This window comes from Paenibacillus sp. 598K, from assembly GCF_003851045.1.
GTDB lineage: Bacteria > Bacillota > Bacilli > Paenibacillales > Paenibacillaceae > Paenibacillus_D.
The window spans coordinates 10208-30330 of the sequence record NZ_BFBX01000032.1; the positions used below are offsets into that span (position 1 = coordinate 10208).

General features: G+C 57.9%; 18 protein-coding genes. 8 read left to right on the forward strand and 10 right to left on the reverse strand.

Going from position 1 to position 20123, the window contains the following annotated elements; all coding sequences use genetic code 11:
- Positions 1-960: sulfate ABC transporter substrate-binding protein (locus PA598K_RS11360; protein ID WP_128657138.1), on the forward strand; the 960-nt coding region annotated here is incomplete at its 5' end.
- Between the two features lie 217 nt (positions 961-1177).
- Here the strand turns inward: PA598K_RS11360 and PA598K_RS11365 are convergent.
- On the reverse strand, positions 1178-1990 hold the full coding sequence (locus PA598K_RS11365; RefSeq protein ID WP_128657070.1) for a Cof-type HAD-IIB family hydrolase: 813 nt from the start codon (positions 1988-1990) through the stop codon (positions 1178-1180).
- 142 nt (positions 1991-2132) lie between these two features.
- On the opposite strand from PA598K_RS11365, the gene PA598K_RS11370 reads away from it, so the two are divergent.
- Positions 2133-3563 carry a S41 family peptidase gene (locus PA598K_RS11370; RefSeq protein ID WP_128657071.1) on the forward strand — a complete coding sequence of 477 codons (1431 nt, stop codon included), beginning with the start codon at positions 2133-2135 and terminating at the stop codon, positions 3561-3563.
- A 165-nt stretch (positions 3564-3728) separates the two neighbouring features.
- Positions 3729-4256: a hypothetical protein gene (locus tag PA598K_RS11375; RefSeq protein WP_128657072.1), complete on the forward strand. Its 528-nt coding sequence runs from the start codon at positions 3729-3731 to the stop codon at positions 4254-4256.
- Between the two features lie 194 nt (positions 4257-4450).
- Here the strand turns inward: PA598K_RS11375 and PA598K_RS11380 are convergent, their stop codons facing one another.
- Positions 4451-5413 (reverse strand): RluA family pseudouridine synthase, encoded by a 963-nt coding sequence (locus PA598K_RS11380; protein ID WP_128657073.1) that lies wholly within the window; start codon positions 5411-5413, stop codon positions 4451-4453.
- 100 nt (positions 5414-5513) lie between these two features.
- On the opposite strand from PA598K_RS11380, the gene PA598K_RS11385 reads away from it, so the two are divergent.
- The 4 genes from PA598K_RS11385 to PA598K_RS11400 all read left to right on the forward strand — a co-directional run bounded on the left by PA598K_RS11385 (position 5514) and on the right by PA598K_RS11400 (position 11115).
- On the forward strand, positions 5514-6479 hold the full coding sequence (locus tag PA598K_RS11385) for an ABC transporter ATP-binding protein (protein ID WP_128657074.1): 966 nt from the start codon (positions 5514-5516) through the stop codon (positions 6477-6479).
- Positions 6476-7573 carry an ABC transporter permease gene (locus PA598K_RS11390; RefSeq protein WP_128657075.1) on the forward strand — a complete coding sequence of 366 codons (1098 nt, stop codon included), beginning with the start codon at positions 6476-6478 and terminating at the stop codon, positions 7571-7573. The genes PA598K_RS11385 and PA598K_RS11390 overlap by 4 nt, the downstream gene beginning before the upstream one ends.
- A 93-nt stretch (positions 7574-7666) precedes the next feature.
- The gene (locus PA598K_RS11395) at positions 7667-9196 is read left to right on the forward strand and encodes a stalk domain-containing protein (RefSeq protein WP_128657076.1); all 1530 of its coding nucleotides are present in this window, start codon (positions 7667-7669) and stop codon (positions 9194-9196) included.
- A 113-nt stretch (positions 9197-9309) separates the two neighbouring features.
- Positions 9310-11115: a B12-binding domain-containing radical SAM protein gene (locus PA598K_RS11400; protein ID WP_128657077.1), complete on the forward strand. Its 1806-nt coding sequence runs from the start codon at positions 9310-9312 to the stop codon at positions 11113-11115.
- On the opposite strand, the gene PA598K_RS11405 is transcribed toward PA598K_RS11400, so the two are convergent.
- The 8 genes from PA598K_RS11405 to PA598K_RS11440 form a co-directional block, all read right to left on the reverse strand.
- Positions 11094-12392 carry a CehA/McbA family metallohydrolase gene (locus tag PA598K_RS11405; RefSeq protein WP_128657078.1) on the reverse strand — a complete coding sequence of 433 codons (1299 nt, stop codon included), beginning with the start codon at positions 12390-12392 and terminating at the stop codon, positions 11094-11096. The two genes, PA598K_RS11400 and PA598K_RS11405, sit on opposite strands and share 22 nt — an antisense overlap.
- A 10-nt stretch (positions 12393-12402) precedes the next feature.
- A complete protein-coding gene (locus tag PA598K_RS11410; RefSeq protein WP_260405360.1) occupies positions 12403-13269 on the reverse strand; it encodes a carbohydrate ABC transporter permease in 867 nt (288 codons plus the stop codon).
- Positions 13270-13278: 9 nt separating this feature from the next.
- The gene (locus PA598K_RS11415) at positions 13279-14154 is read right to left on the reverse strand and encodes an ABC transporter permease subunit (protein ID WP_128657079.1); all 876 of its coding nucleotides are present in this window, start codon (positions 14152-14154) and stop codon (positions 13279-13281) included.
- Between the two features lie 30 nt (positions 14155-14184).
- Positions 14185-15609 carry an extracellular solute-binding protein gene (locus tag PA598K_RS11420; RefSeq protein ID WP_128657080.1) on the reverse strand — a complete coding sequence of 475 codons (1425 nt, stop codon included), beginning with the start codon at positions 15607-15609 and terminating at the stop codon, positions 14185-14187.
- Positions 15606-16655: a LacI family DNA-binding transcriptional regulator gene (locus PA598K_RS11425; RefSeq protein WP_260405361.1), complete on the reverse strand. Its 1050-nt coding sequence runs from the start codon at positions 16653-16655 to the stop codon at positions 15606-15608. The genes PA598K_RS11420 and PA598K_RS11425 overlap by 4 nt, the downstream gene beginning before the upstream one ends.
- Positions 16656-16941: 286 nt before the next feature.
- Entirely contained in the window at positions 16942-17910 is a 969-nt protein-coding gene (locus PA598K_RS11430) for a type I phosphomannose isomerase catalytic subunit (protein WP_128657081.1), read from the reverse strand.
- 60 nt (positions 17911-17970) lie between these two features.
- On the reverse strand, positions 17971-18591 hold the full coding sequence (locus PA598K_RS11435; protein WP_128657082.1) for a class I SAM-dependent methyltransferase: 621 nt from the start codon (positions 18589-18591) through the stop codon (positions 17971-17973).
- A 124-nt stretch (positions 18592-18715) separates the two neighbouring features.
- Positions 18716-19669, reverse strand: a complete 954-nt coding sequence (locus PA598K_RS11440) for a TIGR01212 family radical SAM protein (RefSeq protein WP_128657083.1) — start codon at positions 19667-19669, stop codon at positions 18716-18718.
- A gap of 243 nt (positions 19670-19912) precedes the next feature.
- On the opposite strand from PA598K_RS11440, the gene PA598K_RS11445 reads away from it, so the two are divergent.
- Positions 19913-20122, forward strand: coding sequence for a hypothetical protein (locus PA598K_RS11445; RefSeq protein WP_128657084.1), 210 nt, complete (start codon positions 19913-19915; stop codon positions 20120-20122).
- Position 20123: the final 1 nt, after the last annotated feature.

The following is a 20123-nucleotide window of genomic DNA, read 5'->3' on the forward strand; positions in this document are numbered from 1 at the left end:
GAGGGCGAGGCGACCCCGCAAGGCGATGTCACGCTCGTCATCGGCGCCTATTCGGTCGTCAAGGACGCGATGGCCGAGCTGCTGCCGAGGTTCCAGGCCTACTGGCTGGAGGAGTCCGGTCAGACGGTTGCCTTCCAGGAGTCCTACGAGGCTTCGGGGACGCAGGCGCGCGCGATCGTCGGCGGCTTCGAGGCGGACGTGACCTTGCTCGCGATGGAGGGCGACGTCGAGAAGATCGAGCAGGCTGGCTTTATCACCCATGACTGGCGCGAGAAGGGCGCAGACGGCATGATCACGCGGTCGATCGTCGTCCTCGGGACCCGCGAGGGCAATCCGCAGGGCATCCGCGACTGGCAGGATCTGACCCGTCCCGGCGTCAAGGTGCTCTACCCCAATCCGAAGACGTCCGGCGGCGCCCAATGGGACATCAACGCGATCTATGGCGCAGGCTTGAAGCGCTCGGAGCGCGAGCAAGGCCAGGCGGACCCCGCCTATGCCAAGCAGTTCCTGGAGCAGGTGCATACCAATATCGAATCGCTGGACAAAAGCGGCCGCGCCTCGATGGCTGCCTTTGAATACGGCGTAGGCGACGTCATCGTCACCTACGAGAACGAACTGCTCGCCCGGATCGCCAAAGGCGTCCCCTACGATATCGTCATCCCGCAGGATACGATCCTGATCGAGAACCCGGCGGCGGTCATCGATACGAACGTCGACAAGCACGGCACCCGCGAGGTCGCGGAGGCCTTCGTCGACTATCTGTACAGCGAGGAAGCGCAGACGGTGCTGATGGACTACGGCTTCCGTCCGGCCAACGAGGCGTTGGCGTCGGCAGCCGAGGCGAAGTTTACGGTGCCGCAGGGCTTGTTCGATATCGACTATCTGGGCGGATGGCCCGAGGTGCGGGAGCTGCTCTACTCGCGCAAGGGCGTCTGGTACCAGGTGCTCGCCGGACTGTAAGCCCTAGCGATCGACGCAGGTGCTCGCCGGACTGTGAGCCCAAGCGATCGGCGCAGGCGTTGTTCGTCCCATTGCACAGCAAACACCCCCTCCGGCATAGGGATGCCAAGAGGGGGTGTTTGCTGTTTGCGGCGATCTGCTCGCAGGCGGGCTAGCGATATCGCTTATCGGCCCATCCGGGGTCTAAGATGCCCCTAAGCGGGTTTGCAGACACGCCCTAGGTCAGCACCGGCCGGCCGAGCACGAATTTCTCGATGACGTGGCGCACGCCTTCTTCATTATTGGAGGACGTAACATAGTCGGCGATCGCCTTGAGCGGCTCCACTGCATTGGCCATCGCTACGCCGAGCCCGGCCGCCTCCAGCATCTCGCGGTCATTCCAAGAGTCGCCGATCGCGATGACCTCATCCATCGTACATCCGATGTGGCCGGCCATGAAGCGCAGGGCGTCGCCCTTGGTGCCTTCCTTGTGCATGAACTCCAGGTAATGCGGCTTGGACTTGGTGATGTGGACGCGGTCGCCGATGAGCGGCGCCAGCTCGCGCGCCACCTCGTCGAGCAGCTGCGGCTCGTCGATGATCAGCATCTTGTTCATCGGCTGGCCGATCAGGCGCTCGAAGTCCGGCTCGACGATGAAGGGGATGTTGGAGAGGCGCGAATAGCCTTGCGCCCGTTCATTGTCCTCGCGCACATAGAGCTGGTCGTCGACGTAGAGCTGCAGATGCAGCCCCTTGCGGGCGCAGTAGGCGAACAGCTCGCGCGCCGCATCGTCCGGGACACTGCGCTCATAGAGCACCTCCCCGTCGATCAGCGTCTTGACGAGCGAGCCCTGGTAGGTGATGATCGGTACATTCAGCTCGATCTGGCGAGCGATTTTTGCCGCGGAAGCGTACATGCGCCCGGTCGCGAGCGTCACGGTGACGCCTTGGGCGATCGCTTCGACGAGCGCAGCGCGCGTACCCTCGCTCACCTGGATATCGTCGTTCAGCAAGGTATCGTCTACATCGATGGCAATCAGCTTGTAAGTCATTGATTTCTCTCCTCTATCTAATGATCAACTAGCTTGATTGTAGCGGAATTGCCCTATGCGCACAAGGCATGCGCGCCCTGCTTGAAGCCGGACGAAGAATGCGTTACAGTGATAACAGCATACCTGGAACGGAGGAAAGCGGATGTACCCCTATGACTCACCCAAACGGCGTCAGCGGCGCGCTGCGCTGCTGGTACTCCTCTGTCTGGTCGTCGTGGCCGTCGGCTTCGTCGCCGGCCGTTGGTCGATGCTGCTGCAATATCCGATGCTGAAGGAGCCGGTCTTCCGCAATCTGGATACGACATATAAGGAAATCATGAGCGATTATCTGGACGGAGCAGAGGCGAGCAGTCTGCTGCACGGGGCTGCCGAGGGGATGGTCGCCTCGCTTGACGACCCTTACTCTACCTACTACACCAAAGAGAGAGGCAGCAGCTACCTGGAACGATATGAAAAGTCCTTTGTCGGCATCGGTGTGGAGCTGCGCAAGGAGGCTGGCCGCTTCCTGATCGAGTCGGTCGTCGAAGGCGCGCCGGCCGAGCAGGCCGGGCTGCTCAAGAACGATATCATCACCGAGATTAACAATACGCCGCTCGGCGGCCGCTCGCTCGACGAGATCGTCGAGATGACGCGCGGCGAGGAGGGGACCAAGGTGACGCTGACGATCGAGCGCGATGGGATGCAGGCGCCGTTCGAGCAAGTGCTGGTGCGCGCTCCGGTGCCGGTCGTTACGGTCGAGCATGAGATGCACGAGGGCGGGATCGGCACGATCCAGATCATCCGATTCTCCGAGGATACAGCGACCGAGTTCGATACGGCGGTGCAGGCGCTACAGGCAAAAGGGATGCGAGCGCTCATCCTCGATCTGCGGATGAATCCGGGCGGACTGCTCCGTCCCGCGATCGAGATCGCCAGCCGGATCGTCCCGAAGGACGAGGTGATCGTGCAGGTCGTCTACAAGGACGAGCAGCATCATGTGACGCATCGATCCCAGCAAGAGGAGCCATGGCGTCTGCCGGTCGTCGTACTCGTCGACCAGAACAGCGCCAGCTCGGCCGAGGTGCTGGCGGCTGCGCTCAAGGATTCGGCAGGCATCGAGGTGGTCGGCGTCAAAACGTTCGGCAAGGGCATCGTCCAGACGTTCCAGCAGTTCGCGGATCACTCGGTGCTGAAGCTGACCGAGGCGCAGTGGCGCCGCGCCGATGGCAGTTGGATCCACAAGGAGGGCATCGAGCCGACCATCGAGGTGCGGATGCCGGACTATGCCTCGCTGCCTTCGCTGCCCTCTGACATCGAGGTCGCGGTCGGCAGCTTCGGCCAGCATGTCAAGACCGCCGAGCAACTGCTGGCGACGCTCGGCTATGAGCCCGGCGAGCCGGAGGGCATCTTCGACGAAGAGACGAAGGCGGCGGTTCAGCGCTTCCAGCGCGACGAAGGCTTGCCGGCGGACGGCGTGCTGAGCGGTCGGGCCTCCTATCGGCTGATGGAGCGGGTGCGCGACAAGGTGATCCGCGAGGATCCCCAGCATCAGAAGGCGATCGAGCTGCTGACAGCCATCCTCGCTGTACAATAGTCGGAGTAGGGGAGGGTGAAGCGGTTTTTGTCCTTTCTGACACTGGACCCCAGTCCAGTTTTCATGTCCGACACCGGACGGTTTTTTTTCCATTCGTCTCCTATTATTATAGCTATAGGAGATGCCGCACGGTCATCCAATTTGCGTTCGGGTGGAGAATGGAAGATGAACGAGAAAACGGTCTATATCATATTGTCGGATACGGGAACGCTGCTCTCGCGTATGATCCGGCTGTATACGCGCGCCGAGCTCAATCATGCCTCGCTCGCGTTTGATGCGCAACTGAACGAGGTGTACAGCTTCGGACGCAAGCGGCCGGGCAACCCGTTCATCGGCGGCTTCGTCAAGGAAAGTCTGGGCGACGGGCTGCTCAGCCAGGGCGCCTGCGCCGTGTACAGCTGCGATGTCAGCGAGCGGGATTATGAGCGGATTCGTGCCTATGTGCGCCGCTTCGAGGCGGATCCGGATCGTTATCGCTACAATCTGCTCGGACTGTTCGGGGTTATGATGAGGGTGCGGGTCAGACGCCAGCATGCCTACTTCTGCTCCCAATTCGTCGCTTCTGCCTTCGAGGCGAGCGGTCGGCGGCTCGTGCCGCAATGCGCCTCCCTCACGACGCCGGCGGATCTCGAACGCTCGCCCTCGCTCCAGCTCATGTTCCGCGGCGAGCTGAGTCGCTTCGAAGCGATGTGACGCTCGCGATGATCATAACGATAGACCAAAAAGGCCTGTCCTTCCGTCATATACGATGACTTGGGATAGGCCTTTCTTTGTTGTGGGGGCGCAGCTCCGTATCCTCGCATGCCCGGCAGAGGGGGAACAGAATTGATGCTAGGGCGTGTTTGCAAACCCGCACAATCTGCCACCTTGGGATTAGCAGACACGCTCTAGGGCGTCTCGCGGAACGGCTTCAAAAACGGCTTCGGAATAGCGGTCTCGAACCGGAGCGCTTCGCCGCTCACCGGATGCCGGAAGGCGAGCACGCGCGCGTGCAGGCCGAGGCGTCCGAGGATATTGCCGGTTGCGCCATACTTTTTGTCTCCGACGACGGGATGGCCGATCTGCTCCATATGGACGCGGATCTGATTTTTGCGGCCGGTCTCCAGCGTCACCTCGAGCAAGCTGTGGGTACGGCTCGATTGGAGCGCCTTGTAATGTGTTATGGCATGCTGCCCGTCATTGGGCCGCAGGCTGGCGTACATTCGCAGCGTCTTGCTCTCCTTGAGCCACGACTCGATGCGTCCGCTTTGCTGGCGCACCCGCCCCTCGACCAGGGCGACATAGCTGCGCTCGGTGACGATTTCCTGCCAGTCGTTCTGTAGGAGCTGCTGCACGCGCTCGCTGCGGGCGAACATCATGACGCCTGAGGTATCCCGGTCCAGCCGATGGACGACGAAGATCCGCTGCTTCGGGTCCTGTCGTCGTACATAGGCAGTGAGCTGCCGATAGGCGGTTACCTGCTCTTCCTTGTCTGTGGCGATCGAGAGCAGTCCGGCATCCTTGTGGATGACGATGAGATGCTCATCCTCATGCAGGATCGAGAGGCCGACGAGCGGTGTGGTCTCGACCTGGCGCTCGCCGACGGTGACCGTCTGCCCCGGCTGCAGCGGGTAGTTGTGAGCGGAGACGATTCGGCCGTCGACGGCGACCTGCTTGCGGGTGAGCAGCGATTTGACGGCATTGCGGCTCAGACGGGCGTAGCGCTCGATCAGGAAGGGCAGCAGCTCTGCGGCTTCCCGTACATCGTAGGATTTAGGTCCGTGACTGCCGGGGGCTCCGGTTCTCTTCTTGGCTGGCGACGGCTGCTTTGCAGCCTTGCGGGAGGGCGTGTTATGCTTGGATTGCTTCATGGTACGGACTCCGTTCTGTGGTGTTATTTTCCCTACTATAGCATGAAGTTCGATCGATTAGCTATCCCGGCCGCATGTCGGGAGGAGGAGAGATGACGATATGGCTCACGAACCGGAACGTCCGGTCATCGAGGCGACAGGATTAATCAAGCGATACGGCGACTTCACCGCGGTGGGCGGCGTCTCACTGGAGGTGAGGCGCGGCGAGGTGTTCGGGCTGCTCGGGCCCAACGGCGCGGGCAAAACGACGACGATGGAGATGCTGGAGGGACTGCGGTTGCCGGATGAGGGCAGCGCTCGGATCGCCGGTTATGATACGCGTACGGAGCTCTCTCGCGTCAAGGAGGTCATCGGCGTACAACTGCAATCGACGTCGCTGTTTGATCTGCTCACCGTACGCGAGATTACGGCGATGTACGCGAGCTTTTACCGGGTGCCGACGCTGCCAGTGGAGCCGCTGCTGGAGCGAGTCTTGCTGCGGGAGAAGCTCAATGACCGCGTCAAGCATCTATCGGGCGGACAAAAGCAGCGGCTGGCGATCGCGCTGGCGCTCGTCAATGATCCTCAGGTCGTATTCCTCGACGAGCCGACAACGGGCCTCGACCCGCAGGCGCGGCGCATGCTCTGGGATATCATCCTCGGGCTGCGTGAGGAGGGCAAGACGATCGTGCTGAGCACGCATTATATGGATGAGGCCGAGATCCTCGCCGATCGCATCTGTCTCATGGACAGCGGGCGCGTCGTCGCGCTCGACACGCCACGCCGGCTGATCGAGCGACTGGCCTCGGCCAGCGCCATCGAGTTCGACCTGGCCGCCGAGCCGCATGCCTCCGAGGAGGAGCGCGAGCGCTTGCTCTCGCGCATGCAGGCGCTCGCTTCGGTGGAGCAGGCCGAGGTCCGCAAGGATCGGGTCATCCTCTATGTAGATAACCTGCAGCAGGCGTTGACGGCGCTGATCGGCATGGCGGACCGGGAATTGCTGCCGCTTGCCGGACTGCAGACGCGCACGGCGTCGCTCGAGGACGTCTTTATTCAGATGACGGGAAGGAGCCTGAGAGAAGGATGAATGCCTACAAGCAATTGACGCTGGCGCAGCTCAAGCTGTTCGCCCGCAATCGGCAGATGCTGTTCTGGAGCGTTGCCTTCCCGATCTTCCTGATGGTGATGATGGGCTCCTTCCTTGGTCAGGGCAACAGCCTATCGCTGCAAGGGATGATCGTCGACGAGGACGGCAGCGCTGCATCGGCCGAGGTGCAGTCGCGGCTGCTCCAGAGTGGAGTGCTCACGCTCACCGAGGCGGACACATCGACTGCCGCGATGGAGCGGCTGCGGGCCGGAGATACGTCGTTTGTCATCTTGCTGCCGGCAGGACTCGGCGAAGCGATCGATGCGGCGATTCCGGGACAAGCGGCCTCGGTCCGTCTGTACACCGACGAGACGCAGCTGACCGTCTCCGAGCTGGCGCGCACGACCGTCACGTATGTGATCGACGAGGTATCCAAGGCGCGGACGGGTTATATGCCGCTGCTCACCGTCGAGAGCGAAGGGGTGCAGGCGCTCGATCTTGGCTATATCGACTTCCTGGTGCCGGGTATCGTAGCCATGATGATTATGACGACCAATCTCAACGGCGTGGCGGGTCAGATCTCCTCCTGGCGCGAGCGCGGCATTTTGCGCCGCATGCAGAGCACGCCGCTGCACGCGTCCTCATTTATCGCCGCCCAGATTACGGCGCGTCTGCTGCTCAACGGCCTCCAGGCGGTGATTGTGCTGCTGATCGCTCAGCTTATCTTCGGCACTCAGGTCAACGGCTCCTGGCTGCTCCTGCTTGCCTTCGTCGTTGCGGGGACGCTGGCCTTTATGTCGATCGGCTTCATCATCGCGGGCGTCGCCAAGTCGCCAGAGAGCGCCGGGCCAATATCCGGCTTCGTCTCGTTCCCGCTGTTGTTCCTCGGCGGCGTTTTCTTCCCGATCCAGAACATGCCGAAATTCCTGCAGCCTGTGGTCGAGCTGTTGCCGATCGCCCATCTGTCGACCGCGCTGCGCCAAATTATGAATGTCGGCGCGGGGCTGACGGAAGTGTGGTACGAGGCTGCGCTGCTCGGCGGTTGGCTGGTCGTCGCATTTATCGCGGCCTCGCTTACGTTCAAGTGGGAGTAGCGCGCAAGATTTGTATGGACAAAAGCTTAAGGGCGGTGGTACGATACGAAAGTATGGAAGATAAAGGAACCTACTGGAGGATGTACGCAGCCTATGAAAAAATTATCCCGTCTTATCGCAACCTCGGCGATCGCTCTAAGTATCGCCATCCATCCGGTCTCCGGCTGGACGCTGGAGCCAGCCTATGCTGCAGCCGCCCAATCCGAGATCAAAGTACTGCTCGACGATAAGGCGATTGCCTTCAGCCCGTCTCCCGTCCAACTGGACGGCTATACGCTCGTGCCGATGCGGCCGATCTTCGAAGCCTTGCAGGCCGAAGTAAGCTGGGAGCCGCAGTCCAAGACGATTTTCGCCACCAAGGGCGGCACGGTCATCTCGCTCAAGCTCGGCTCCAGGCAAGCGACCGTCAACGGCAAGTCGCAACAGCTGGATGCGCCGGCGCAGCTGCTGCAAGGCTCGACGATGGTGCCGCTGCGCTTCGTAAGCGAAGCGCTGGGCGCTCAGGTCAGCTGGGATGGCGCGACCCGGACGATCGGAATCCGCTCGCTCGAGCAGCTATTGCTAGACGACGCGGAGCAGCAGACGGACACCGATACGGATACATACGGCTATGAGACGATGTCGTTCAGCGAGATTGTCTACCGTTATGACGACAGCATCGTGACGATCGAGACTGACCGCGGCCAAGGCAGCGGCATGGTGGTCGACGATCGCTGGATTCTCACCAACTTCCACGTCGTCTCCGATGCCTCCGAGGGCACCGTGGAGTTGACGACAGGCAAGTCGCTGAGGATCAACGGCATTGTTGCCTATGACGAGGATGCCGACCTGGCGATTATCGAGACGGCTTCGTCGATCGGCGAATTGCCGGTCGTGATCGATCAGTCGCATATCTTTTTCAAAGGCGATCCGGTCATCGCCATTGGCAGTCCGAAGGGCTTCCGCAACACGGCGTCTGAGGGTGTCGTCAGTAACATCCATTACGATGGAGGCATCAACTACATCCAGACGACGGCTGCGATCGATCAGGGCAGCTCCGGCGGCGCGTTGTTCGACGAATACGGCGAAGTAATCGGCATCACTACCTCGATGATTCCCGATACGACGGCTAACCTGAACCTGGCGGTATCCAGCGAGCATGTGTGGCCGCTGATCGAGCAGGCTCAGCGGACAACCAAAAAAGCAGCCTTCTTGCCCTCATCGCTGCCGGATTCACTGAGCGGCGCTACGACGGCGGAGATTGCCAAGCTGATGGAGGATGAATTCTCCTCGTTGTGGACCGAAGCGGGCCCGACCAAGCTCACTGGCTGGCGCGTCAACCGCGACGCCAAGGGCTGGTTGGTCATCGAAGCTTATATCGATCCGAGCTTCTACATGGTCTACGCGGATAAGATCGCGCAGGATATGCGGTACTGGGCGCTTAATATCGGCAGCGAGCTGCAACGGATGCTGCCTAACCAGCCGGTCGAGGTGCTTGTCCATTACGAGCGCGAATTCAGCTTCGAGCCACGCGGCTTCGCCGCTAACGAAGTGACCGCGCTAGGCAATAACAAGTGGAAAGTCAGCTACCCCGTTATTCAATTGCAATCGCAAGATCGCGGTCATATCAAAATCGGGCACTAATTTCTATTATTAATCGCTGAAGAGCCTTGTCGCAGGACGACAGGGCTCTTCTTTTTTGCGGCGGGATTGGGTACAATGAGGGAGTAGGAACGCCATAATCTGAGGAGTACGAGATGAAAGTAGTATTGTCTACGCTAAACGCCAAGTATATCCACACTTCGCTGGCGCTGCGCTGCCTGAAGGCGTACAGCGAACGGGATTTCGATATCGATATTGCAGAATTTACGATCAAGGACCCGGCGATGAACATCGTCTCCGACCTCTATGCCCGCAATCCGGATGTGATCGGCTTCTCGGTCTATATCTGGAACATCGAGGAGACGATCACCGTCATCAACATGCTGCGCAAGATCAAGCCGTCGCTACAGATCGTCCTCGGCGGTCCCGAGGTCAGCTACGATATGCCGTACTGGATGGAGCGTCTGCCGGAGGTCGACTTTATCGTCGTCGGCGAAGGCGAGGAGACGTTCCATCATCTGCTGACAGAGATTGCCGGGGACCGCAAGTTTCATATGGTCTTCGGCGTAACCTACCGCAAGCACAAGCCCGATGGCACATGCGAGACGATCGTCAACCCGCCGCGGCCCAAGCTCGACCTTGCCCAGCTGCCAAGCCCGCACCGGTTCGTCGAGGATATCCCGCACCTGGCTAATCGCGTCGTCTATTTCGAGACGAGCCGTGGCTGTCCGTTCAGCTGCCAGTTCTGCCTCTCCAGCATCGAGGTCGGGGTCCGTTACTTCGATATCGAGCGGACCAAGGCGGATCTGCTCTATCTGATCGAGTCGGGGGCCAAGCTGATCAAGTTCGTCGACCGGACGTTCAACATCAAGCGCGACTACGCACTGGAGATGTTCAAGTTTCTCATTGAGAACCATCAGGGCACGGTGTTCCAATTCGAGATTACGGCCGACATCATGCGCCCCGAGGTACTCGACTATCTGGCCGAGCATGCGCCGCCGGGCATCTTCCGCTTCGAGATCGGCGTCCAGTCGACCAACGACTTGACCAATCAGGAGGTGCAGCGCCGCCAGAACTTCGCCAAGCTGACCCGCACCGTCACCAAGGTCAAGGACAGCGGCAAGATCGACCAGCATCTCGACTTGATCGCCGGACTGCCGCATGAGGACTACAACAGCTTTCGCAAGACGTTCAACGACGTATTCGCCCTGCGCCCGGAGGAGCTGCAGCTCGGATTCCTCAAGATGCTGCGCGGCACCGGCATGCGGCTTACTGCCGAGAAGCACGGCTATGTGTATATGGATCGCGCGCCTTACGAGATATTGGGCAACGACCTGCTGCCTTTCAGCGATATCGTCCGCATCAAACGCGTCGAGGATGTGCTGGAGAAGTATTGGAACGCCCATCGTCTCGACTATACGCTGCTTTATCTCATCGAGCGGGTGTTTGATTCGCCGTTTGACTTTTTCCAGGCGTTCGGCGACTACTGGGAAGGGCAAGGGTGGCAGAAGATCGGCCATCAGCTCGAGGATCTGTTCTCGCGGCTCTGGTCGTTCCTGGCGCAGGCGAGCGACGAGGGGCGCGCGCCGAAGCTAGACCGGGAGGTCGTGCTCGGGCTGATGAAGCTGGATTACTTCCTCAATCACAAGTACAAGCCGCGCAAGGTGTGGTGGCCGCACACGATGGACAAGGCCGAGTGGCAAGCTTGGATGAATCGTCTGGGCGCACGGCCGGAGGAGGTCTCGGCTGCGTTCCGGGGATTGGCGATGGGCGAGAAGGAGCTGCTCAAGCACGCGGTCATCGAGCGCATCCCGTTTGACCTGCAAGCCTATGTCGAGGGTGGCACGCTCCGGCGGGATTGCGAGACGCTGCTGATCGTGCTCTATCTGCCCGACGCAGAAGGCCGCCAGCAAGCGTCCCCGTATTACATGCGGCTGGATCAGCGAGTCGCGATCGGTTGATGCGTGGGCAATGACGGCTCTTCCGGAGCAAAGTAGATCGGATTGGATAGTCCCAGGAGTCTCTCCGCTTCATTCCCTACTGCTGGCCGCCACACCTCGACTCTTACAAACTTGTGTCCGGTTGCGGTGTACGTATAATGTTGCTCTCCGGCTTCGATCTCCACGTCGTCTTCCAAGCCCTGTTCGGTATACCAGCGGATACGATCGCTGGCCTGGGCGGACTGTACCCTGCACAACACCTCCGCAGGATGCTCGGCTGGCGCAATGTCGCCCATACGGTACAGGCCACAGCTGAGCTCCAGACGGGGGCCGTCGGCATCGCTGCTTATGAAGACATGACCTTGCTCGATACCTGCCATGATGCCCGCCAAGGATTTGATCTCGCTCCATACCCAGACACACGGTTCCGCATGCTTGACCCATGGATTCGGATGATGGACGTCGCTGCCGCCGACAGCGACGATTCGTTTGCCGTCCGACAGTTGTTGCTGCCACCAGGCTATAGCACGCGCATTGCGATTCGACCAGGGACCGTTCCATACTTCAATCCAGTCATATGCCACATCAAATGACCATTCCCAAGGGCAATAATCGCAATGCGGGTGGTTAAGCACGATCTTGGCGCCTTGGCTGCGGGCTTGCGCGAATCGTTCATGTACCTCAGCTTCATTGGCAACTCTAAAGTCCTGGATCGGATCGTTGACACCCAAAAAGTTGCTGTGGCCGTCATTGGTGGTGAACTCCATGCCGGGGATTAACACCAGGCTGGTATCGTCAGATAAGACCTTGTTTTGGCTAACGGTATTGTGATCGGTTAGAGCCAGGAAATCGCACCCCAGCTCCTCCATAATCGAGATCTTTTCTGTTATCGTATACGTTCCGTCGCTATGCACGCTATGCGTATGGAGATCGCCCTTCAACCAACGACCTTTCCTGGGGTAAAAAGTTATCCATACCGTTACCGTGCACCCTTGGTTTGGAACGGCATATGCGTTATGCACAATCGTCCAACGGCCCTCATGCAGCTCGCCGGCCAAGTACCCTGGAGTGGCAAATGCCGGTCCGATAGAAAAGCTAGTGCGCGCTCCCCCGCTCCAGCCTCTGAGCCGATAGGGATCGGCGATGCCAAGGTCGATAACTGCCTGCCTGTCTTGACTTACCTCCATACACACCTCGATGGTTTCCATCCCGGCGGGCATGTCAAAGGCCTGCTCCAGATATTGTCCCTGTTGGTCGCTTGTGATGGTTATGCTTTGCTCTAATGTCCAGGCTTCCATGGATAGCCTCCTATTCCTTGCTTGCACCGACAAAAATGCCGGTCACAAAATATTTTTGCACATAAGGGTAAATCAACAGCAGCGGAATCAGGGCAATCACGATTCCTGCCATCCGGACATTGGTCGTAATCATAAAACTGCTGGAGGTCGCGTCGGAGTCGATAATCAACGATTTGAGCGCAATTTGCAACGTATATTTAAGCTGATCATGAATATACAATACGGCAGGAACAAACTGGTTCCAGCGGCTAACGAATTCAAACAACGTAACGGTGGCTAAACCAGCCTTGGCTAGCGGCAAGTACAGCGAAAAGAAGATTCGCATGTCCCCCGCGCCGTCCATCTGTGCCGATTCTGCCATATCATGCGGCACACTGAGGAAAAAGTTGCGCATTAACAACACGCTGAAGCCCGACACAAATCCAGACAAGATGAGGGCGTACAGCGTATTGATCAAATGGAGATCGCGATTGATGATGTACAACGGTATCATAATCGCCTCACTCGGCACCATCATCGTAAGTAGAATGCCTGAGAGCATCAGTCGCTTGCCTGGCAACCCCTTTTGAATCAGAACATAGCCGGCCATTGCGCTCAGCAGCACATGACCGAATGTACCGGTCACGGTCACAATCACATTATTGATAAAGGGACGGTAGAGTTCCATTCTCGTCCATACGGTCTGAAAGCCTTCGAGACTCCATTGGGTAGGCCACAAGACAATTCCAGGCTGCATGGATGCCAAATTGCTGGAAAAAGCCAACGCAAACGTGTTCAAGAGCGGCACGATCATGCTGGAGGCCAAGAGCAGAAGAAACAGCGTATTGGCCATGTCAAACAAGCGGTTTCCCCAGGCTGTCGATCGAAATGTTTTCACGGCTGCGGCTCACCCCTCGTCGTATTTAATAAGCTTCCTTGTGATATACGTCAGCACGAATGTGGCTGCAATGACGATAAAGCCGGCTGCCGTGGCGATACTCACTTTATACTCCAAAATTCCTTTTTGATACGTGTACATCATAATAACATCCACAGCCCGTGCATTGGCGCCGTTACTCATCATCAAAACCGGATCGAACATGCGCAGGACGCTGAGCGCATTAAGCATGAGCACGACCTTCATGGTCGGTACAAGCTGCGGAACCGTCACATGCCATATCAGTTCCCGACGGGTGGCGCCGTCCATTCTTGCGGCTTCGTACAGGGAGGGATTGATCCCGGCGATGGCAGCCAGATACATGATGCAGGTATAGCCCATTTCTTTCCATGTGTTGACGAATACGATGACCCAAGGCGCATAGCTCTCCGTCGCCAAAAAATGAATCGGCTTGTCTCCACCGAAGGTCAGAATGATTTGATTGACGAGCCCGGTATCCGGAGACAGCAGTAAAATCCACATTCCACCGACAACGACCCATGAAAACAAATGGGGGATGTACACAATCAGCTGAGCCGTTTTTTTAAACCACCGCTGCATAACCTCATTCAAGGACAAGGCCAGCAAAAGCGGCATAATAAAGCCTGCCGCCAGCATCCCTCCGCCGATACGGAAGGTGTTGAGGGAGACTTGCAGGAAATTCGGATCCTGCAGCACAGCAATATAATTATTCAGCCCTACAAACGGACGAGGCCCGATCAAACGGTAGTCCTGAAGGCTGATGACTAGCCCATTGAGCAAGGGATAATAGGAAAAAATAAAGAAAAAAAGTGCGATCGGCAGCATCATCAGATAAACGGTCTTGTATTTTCGCAGTGTTTTCACAGTCATCACCTTCTTTCAATGAGCGACTGCTTATCGCAAGTCGTCCATCAATTTTTGACGGATTAATTCATCTCGCATCGTTTGTACGGCCTGATCAGCCGGCAGCTCACCCATAATCGCTTTAAAGGAATAGTGCTGAATGACTTTTTCCGCATCTGCCCAGTTGGCCGGAGTCAGCTCCAGATCGGCGTATTGCATGACCAAGTCTTGAGCCTCCTGAACGCCGGGCAGCTTGCCGAAAGGCGCTTGTACATTCGTGTTGTACCAGAAGGGGGCGCCATGGTCGGAACCGTGTTCCTTGCCGATATCGGTGAGCTCATACTCGCCGTCTTTCACAATATAGTCGTGATTCAGAATGCCCAGGCTGCTCAGGACAATGCCTTCCTCGGAGTGCCACCATTCCAAAAATTCGAATGCAGTCTGCGGATGTTCGGCATTAACAGGTATGACCCATACATCAGGATCTCCTCGGCGCAGCATATGCTTGCCATTGGCGTCTGCAATACCAGGCAAAGCTTTAGCTTCGAAATCAGTATCGGGATCTTCCTGCAACCGTGTATTGTTAAGCATGCCGACCCAGGCATCCCAATAGGTAATCATACCGACGCGATCGCTCAAAAATAAATTGCGCATTTGCGCGGTGTCATTGGTTGCGAAATTGGGGTCCAGAATCCCCTCTTCATACAGCTTGTTCAGGAATTCATAAACTCCGATCGCTGCATCCGAGGCATAAGGGACCGTCAGCTTGCCGTCCTGCTCGACATAACGCTGCTTCAGCCCCGCTGCGCTAAAGATTCCTTGCAGTTCATACATTCCCGCCGTCGTCAGTCCGTACGTATCGTCGACCTGATTGCCGTCGGGATCGAGCTCCTTGAATGCCTTCAATACCTTATAATAGTCATCCAGTGTAACCGGAGCTTCCAAGCCTAACTTATCCAGCCAATCCTGCCGCACAATCGGCATCGTCCCTCCCTGAAACTTGGAGAATACGCCATAAATCTGTCCGTCGGGCGTAGCCACTTGCTGCCATTCGTTCTCCGGAATGATCGATGGGTCCGACAGCACAGGAGATTCATTGATCTGTTCGGTCAATGGCGTCAGGATACCTTGATCGATAAAGGTATTCATGCTCGCCTTGCTGATCTGTAGCAGGTCGAACTTTTCTCCTGAACCGATGGCGGCCATCAACTTCTGATCGTAATCGGAAGCAGGCTTGTTGATGCTTGCCTTAATACCCGTGAGACGTTCAATTTCGTTCTCAAACAATGCCATTTCTTCAGGAGTCTTGCCGCCGACCACGCCGGTCATCATCTTCAACGTCCGATTCTCCTTGTTTTCACCGGACGTTTGGGCATTTCCGGACATTCCAGCCGGGTCCGAAGAGCACCCTGCCAGCAAAATCGCCGCCGCCGATCCGGCTAGTACGGTCTTATAAAGCGCGCTTATTCTTTTCATCCTTTTTTCCCTCCTGAATTGGGGTTGGGCAGAGAACAAGATTCTCTAACTACAAACGCAGTGTCCACCAAGCGATGGCGCGGCTCCCCGGCTCGCTGAATAAGATCAAGCAGCATGCGGGCCGCCTCCGCTCCAAGTTGTCTGGGCTGCAGATCCACTGCAGTCAAAGAGGGGGAGACCTCCTGAGCAAGGATAGCGTCGTCGCCCAGCGCAACCAGAGACAATTGCTCCGGGATTGAGATGCCTAGCTCGCGCGCCGCGCGCATGACTCCGATAGCTATATGCATCTGATCCGTAATAACGACAGTGTAAGGCAGCAGGCCAGCGGTGTCCGCAATCGTCTGATACCCGTATTCGTCGGCTGTCGGATGCTTGTGCCAATCGTAGTGAAAATGGTGCGTTATTGGAAAATCCAAGCCTTGCGAGCGATAGGCGGCGCGCAAACCTTCATAGCGATCCTGTGCAACGGTCATATTTGCTGCAGCATTGAGGAACAACACCTGTCGATGTCCCTGCGCCAATAACGATAAACCGAGACGAAACATCATCTCTTCGTTGTTGTTGTCCACATAGCAAGCCGGGGTGCTGCTCGGGTTTGGTCTTCCGATCACCACAGCAGGAATGTTCATTTGGCGAAACCGGTCAAGCCGCTTGTCTTCCTGTGCGGGGTTCAACAGTATGACGCCGTCTACGGGGTCCATGGTCATTGTAGTCCGATCACTGTTTTCTGGCAGCGTATCCAGCAGGACGCGATAGCCGGACTCCGCGCATACTTGGATGACACCGCTGACCATCTCGGCATTGAAGGCGGGCCACTCTCCGGCATTGGTGACAGACATTTGCAGGCCGATGATCATCGTTTTCTTCAACGATAGGCTGACGGCGATATGATTGGGGTAATAACCCAATCTTTTGGCAACAGCATACACACGTTCAGTGACCTCGGCGCTGATCGGCCGTTTTTTACTGAATACACTTGATACAGTCGCTTTGGAAACGCCAGCCTCCCTTGCTACATCTGCAATGGTCGCCATTGATGGTTTCATTCCTCCTTATCATTAAACCGGTTTAATTGCGAAGGTAAATTCATTATGTCACCGGTTCGTCAGAAGATTGTTTTCATAACTTTAAGTTGTTGTAAAGCGCACTTAATTAAAAAGTAACCGCTTACCTCAACAGAATAAATGACCTCTTGCTTTTCGTCAATATTTTTTTTGAATCCGCTCCCAAAATAAAGACGAAAGAAAAATGCAAGTTCCGGGCGACAGTCCCGAAACTTGCATCGCTATGATCGTAAGCCGAGTGAAAGGGGAAGGGGCAGACAAGCAAGAACTAAGGCAGCTGGCTGCGGATGACCGTCAGTTGGCCTTCGAGCGTGTAATCGCCCAACGTAGCTGGCACCAGGAAGCACTCGCCGGCCTTAACGTTCTGGGCGCCATCCGCCCAGCGCAGCTCGCCGTCGCCCTCAGCGATGACGAGGATGACGAAGCTCTCGGGCGAGGTGGACAGGCTCGCTTGGCCGTTGATCACGCCTTTCTCGACGATGAAGTAGGGCGAGCGTGCGATCTCCAGCCACTCGCCGGCCTGGACGTTGCCCGTCTCGGTGCGGGTCGCGCCTGCGCCTTCATAAGCGATGACGTTGAGCGAGTCCTCGACATGCAGCTCCCGCAGCTTGCCATCAAGGCCAGGGCGATCGTAATCGTAGACGCGATAAGTGGTGTCCGAGTTCTGCTGGATCTCGGCGACGACGATGCCGGAGCACAGCGCATGGACCGTGCCAGCCGGGATGTAGAAGGCGTCGCCAGCTTTGACGGGAACCTCCTGCAGGCAGTCCATGACGCGATTATCGGCGATGGCTTGCGTCAGCTGAGCCCGGTCGACGCCGTCCTTCAGCCCGTAGATAATCTTGGCGTCCGGTTTGGCGTCGAGGATGTACCACATCTCCGTCTTGCCCAGCTCGCCTGCAGGCAGCTTGCTGTAATCGTCGGTAGGGTGCACCTGGATCGAGAGGTCGTCATTGCAGTCGAGCAGCTTGATGAGCAGCGGGAAACGCGCGCCATCTACATAACCTTTGGTACCGAACCATGCGGCTCCATAACGCTCGCGAATCTCATCGAGGCCAAGTCCGGCCAGCTCGCCGTTGGCCGCGCGAGTCGTACCGTTCGGATGGTCGCCGATCATCCAGCCTTCGCCGATGTTGCCCTCGGGCAGCTCCAGACCAAAGCGACTCAGCGCTTGTCCGCCCCAGATGCGTTCTTTCATCTCAGGTTGAAATTGGATAGGGTATGGCTTGACAGTCATGGTAATCTCTCCTCTATATATGTAAGTTTGGTGAGGCGCTTAGGGAGCGCTGGTCCTGCATTAGCCAGTCGGCCCTAAAGTGGCCGGCCGGCGCTTCTCCAAAGCAATCAGAAAAGGCGCCGCCGTCTTCTGCGGCATCCGATACAGCACGGATTGGCAGCGGTCGGCCGGCAGCTGCGCCGCCCAATTCGTGACGGCGTCCGCCTCCTCCTCGCCGCCCGGGTGGCCGGGGTAGACAACGATCGTAACGATGCCGCCCGGCCGCAGCAGCTCCAGGCTCGCCTCGAGCGCGGGCAGTGTCGAGGCATGAGCCGTGATGATCCGCTGGTCGGCTGCGGGGTCTGGCAAGTAGCCGAGATTGAACATCACGGCCGAAATATGGCCATGGCTGGACGTCGGGATGGCCTTCAGCATCTGCGCGTGGCTCTGGGCGAGCAATACGATCTCGGGCTTGTCTGCCGCAGCCTCGCCAGCGAAGCGCGTCTCCAGCCGGGCAGCGGTGCGGGCCAGCGCCAGCGGTTGGATGTCGAAGGCGTAGACCGCGCCTCGTGCGCCTACCGTCTCGGCGAGGAACTGTGTATCGACACCGGTGCCTGCCGTCGCATCGATAGCGATGGCTCCTGGCGAGAGCCGCTGCAGCACCCAACTGCGCGCCATCGTCAGTACAGAATGGAATCCCATCAGCATATCCTCCTACGTCTGTCTTGCGAATTGCCGCGCCTTGGCGGGCTCCCGCTTGGAGCCATCGTCAGGGCAAAATGCAGTCTCGCCTTCCCGACCATCGCCCGTAACGAAGCAAGGCGCATCAGCGCGCACTCCAATACTTGCCCTGCCACGTGTCGCGCCGTTTCAGCTCGGCGTCGATGCCGTTCAGCACGGACCATTTGTTTAAACTCCACATCGGCCCGATCAGCAGCTCGCGCGGCGCATCTCCAGTCAGGCGGTGGACGATCATCGAGGGCGGGAGCAACTCCAACGTATCGACGACCAGCCCGATATATTCGTCCTGCTCCAGGAAGCGCAGCAGCCCCGCCTCGTACTGCTTTACCATCGGCGTCTTGCGCATCAGGTGCAGCAGATGGATCTTGATCCCCTGTACGTCCATCGCTGCTACGGCGCGTCCCGTCTCCAGCATCATCGTCCGCGTCTCCTGAGGCAGTCCGTAGATGACGTGGGCGCATACGCGGATGCCGCGCGCGCGCAGCCGCTCGACCGCATCGCGGAAGCAGGCGGTGTCGTGGGCGCGGTTGATAAGCGCGGACGTCGACTCATGCACCGTCTGCAAGCCAAGCTCGACCCAGAGATACGTCCGTTCGTGCAGCTCGGCCAGATAGTCGATGACCTCATCCGGCAGACAGTCCGGGCGCGTGGCGATCGACAGCCCGACGACGCCCGGCTGCTCCAGGATCGCTTCGTAGTAAGCGCGGAGCGTCTCGACAGGGGCGTAGGTGTTGGTATAAGCCTGGAAATACCCGATATAGCTGGCGCGCGGCCATTTGAGATGCTGGCGGTCGCGGATGACGTTGAATTGCGTGACCAGATCGTCGCGACGGCTCCCGGCGAAGTCTCCCGAGCCTCTGGCGCTGCAGAAGGTGCATCCGCCTATCGCGATGGCGCCGTCCCGATTGGGACAGGTGAAGCCTGCGTCGAGCGTCACCTTGAACACCTTCTCGCCGAACTGCCGCTTCATCTCGTAATTCCAGGTATGGAATCGCTTGTCTTGCCAGAGCCGAGGCTCCTCCGATATGTGGATGGACATGATGGAACATACCCTTTCTGCAAGAGCATAACATCATCCTATTGTACATGAAAAAAGCGCCGCAAGCCACTTGCCGAGAAGGCAAGAAATTTTGATTTTGGGCTTGCAACACCTTACACGATGTGTTATATTAAAAGTGTGCTAAATCAAGGTTTTTCACAACTTCCAATATGCCGCGCCACTCGTCATAGCAGATACGATTTAGGGCTATACTGTTATTATCAAAACGTGAGGTGATGAGGAATGAACACATCGGTCAAAATTCCCCAAGGCGATGAGAAGGTTACAGTTGAACTGACGGTCAAAGAATTGATGGCGCTTGCAGGCGCTCGATTCCATGGAAACCATACGCTGGAGATTGGAGCCCGCAAGAAGCTGAAGGACGCGCTCGCGGACACTTACAATATCGATAGCTCCAAAAAAGATTCCATCGACTATCAACTGCTTAACTAAG

Excerpts from the sequence above, each read along its gene's own strand:
- PA598K_RS11445 (WP_128657084.1), top strand. The coding sequence starts at position 19,913 with ATGAACACATCGGTCAAAATTCCCCAAGGCGATGAGAAGGTTACAGTT.
- PA598K_RS11375 (WP_128657072.1), top strand. The coding sequence starts at position 3,729 with ATGAACGAGAAAACGGTCTATATCATATTGTCGGATACGGGAACGCTG.
- PA598K_RS11425 (WP_260405361.1), bottom strand. The coding sequence starts at position 16,655 with ATGAAACCATCAATGGCGACCATTGCAGATGTAGCAAGGGAGGCTGGC.
- PA598K_RS11390 (WP_128657075.1), top strand. The coding sequence starts at position 6,476 with ATGAATGCCTACAAGCAATTGACGCTGGCGCAGCTCAAGCTGTTCGCC.
- PA598K_RS11440 (WP_128657083.1), bottom strand. The coding sequence starts at position 19,669 with ATGTCCATCCACATATCGGAGGAGCCTCGGCTCTGGCAAGACAAGCGA.
- PA598K_RS11435 (WP_128657082.1), bottom strand. The coding sequence starts at position 18,591 with ATGGGATTCCATTCTGTACTGACGATGGCGCGCAGTTGGGTGCTGCAG.
- PA598K_RS11370 (WP_128657071.1), top strand. The coding sequence starts at position 2,133 with ATGTACCCCTATGACTCACCCAAACGGCGTCAGCGGCGCGCTGCGCTG.
- PA598K_RS11385 (WP_128657074.1), top strand. The coding sequence starts at position 5,514 with ATGGCTCACGAACCGGAACGTCCGGTCATCGAGGCGACAGGATTAATC.
- PA598K_RS11380 (WP_128657073.1), bottom strand. The coding sequence starts at position 5,413 with ATGAAGCAATCCAAGCATAACACGCCCTCCCGCAAGGCTGCAAAGCAG.
- PA598K_RS11405 (WP_128657078.1), bottom strand. The coding sequence starts at position 12,392 with ATGGAAGCCTGGACATTAGAGCAAAGCATAACCATCACAAGCGACCAA.
- PA598K_RS11420 (WP_128657080.1), bottom strand. The coding sequence starts at position 15,609 with ATGAAAAGAATAAGCGCGCTTTATAAGACCGTACTAGCCGGATCGGCG.
- PA598K_RS11395 (WP_128657076.1), top strand. The coding sequence starts at position 7,667 with ATGAAAAAATTATCCCGTCTTATCGCAACCTCGGCGATCGCTCTAAGT.
- PA598K_RS11430 (WP_128657081.1), bottom strand. The coding sequence starts at position 17,910 with ATGACTGTCAAGCCATACCCTATCCAATTTCAACCTGAGATGAAAGAA.
- PA598K_RS11365 (WP_128657070.1), bottom strand. The coding sequence starts at position 1,990 with ATGACTTACAAGCTGATTGCCATCGATGTAGACGATACCTTGCTGAAC.
- PA598K_RS11400 (WP_128657077.1), top strand. The coding sequence starts at position 9,310 with ATGAAAGTAGTATTGTCTACGCTAAACGCCAAGTATATCCACACTTCG.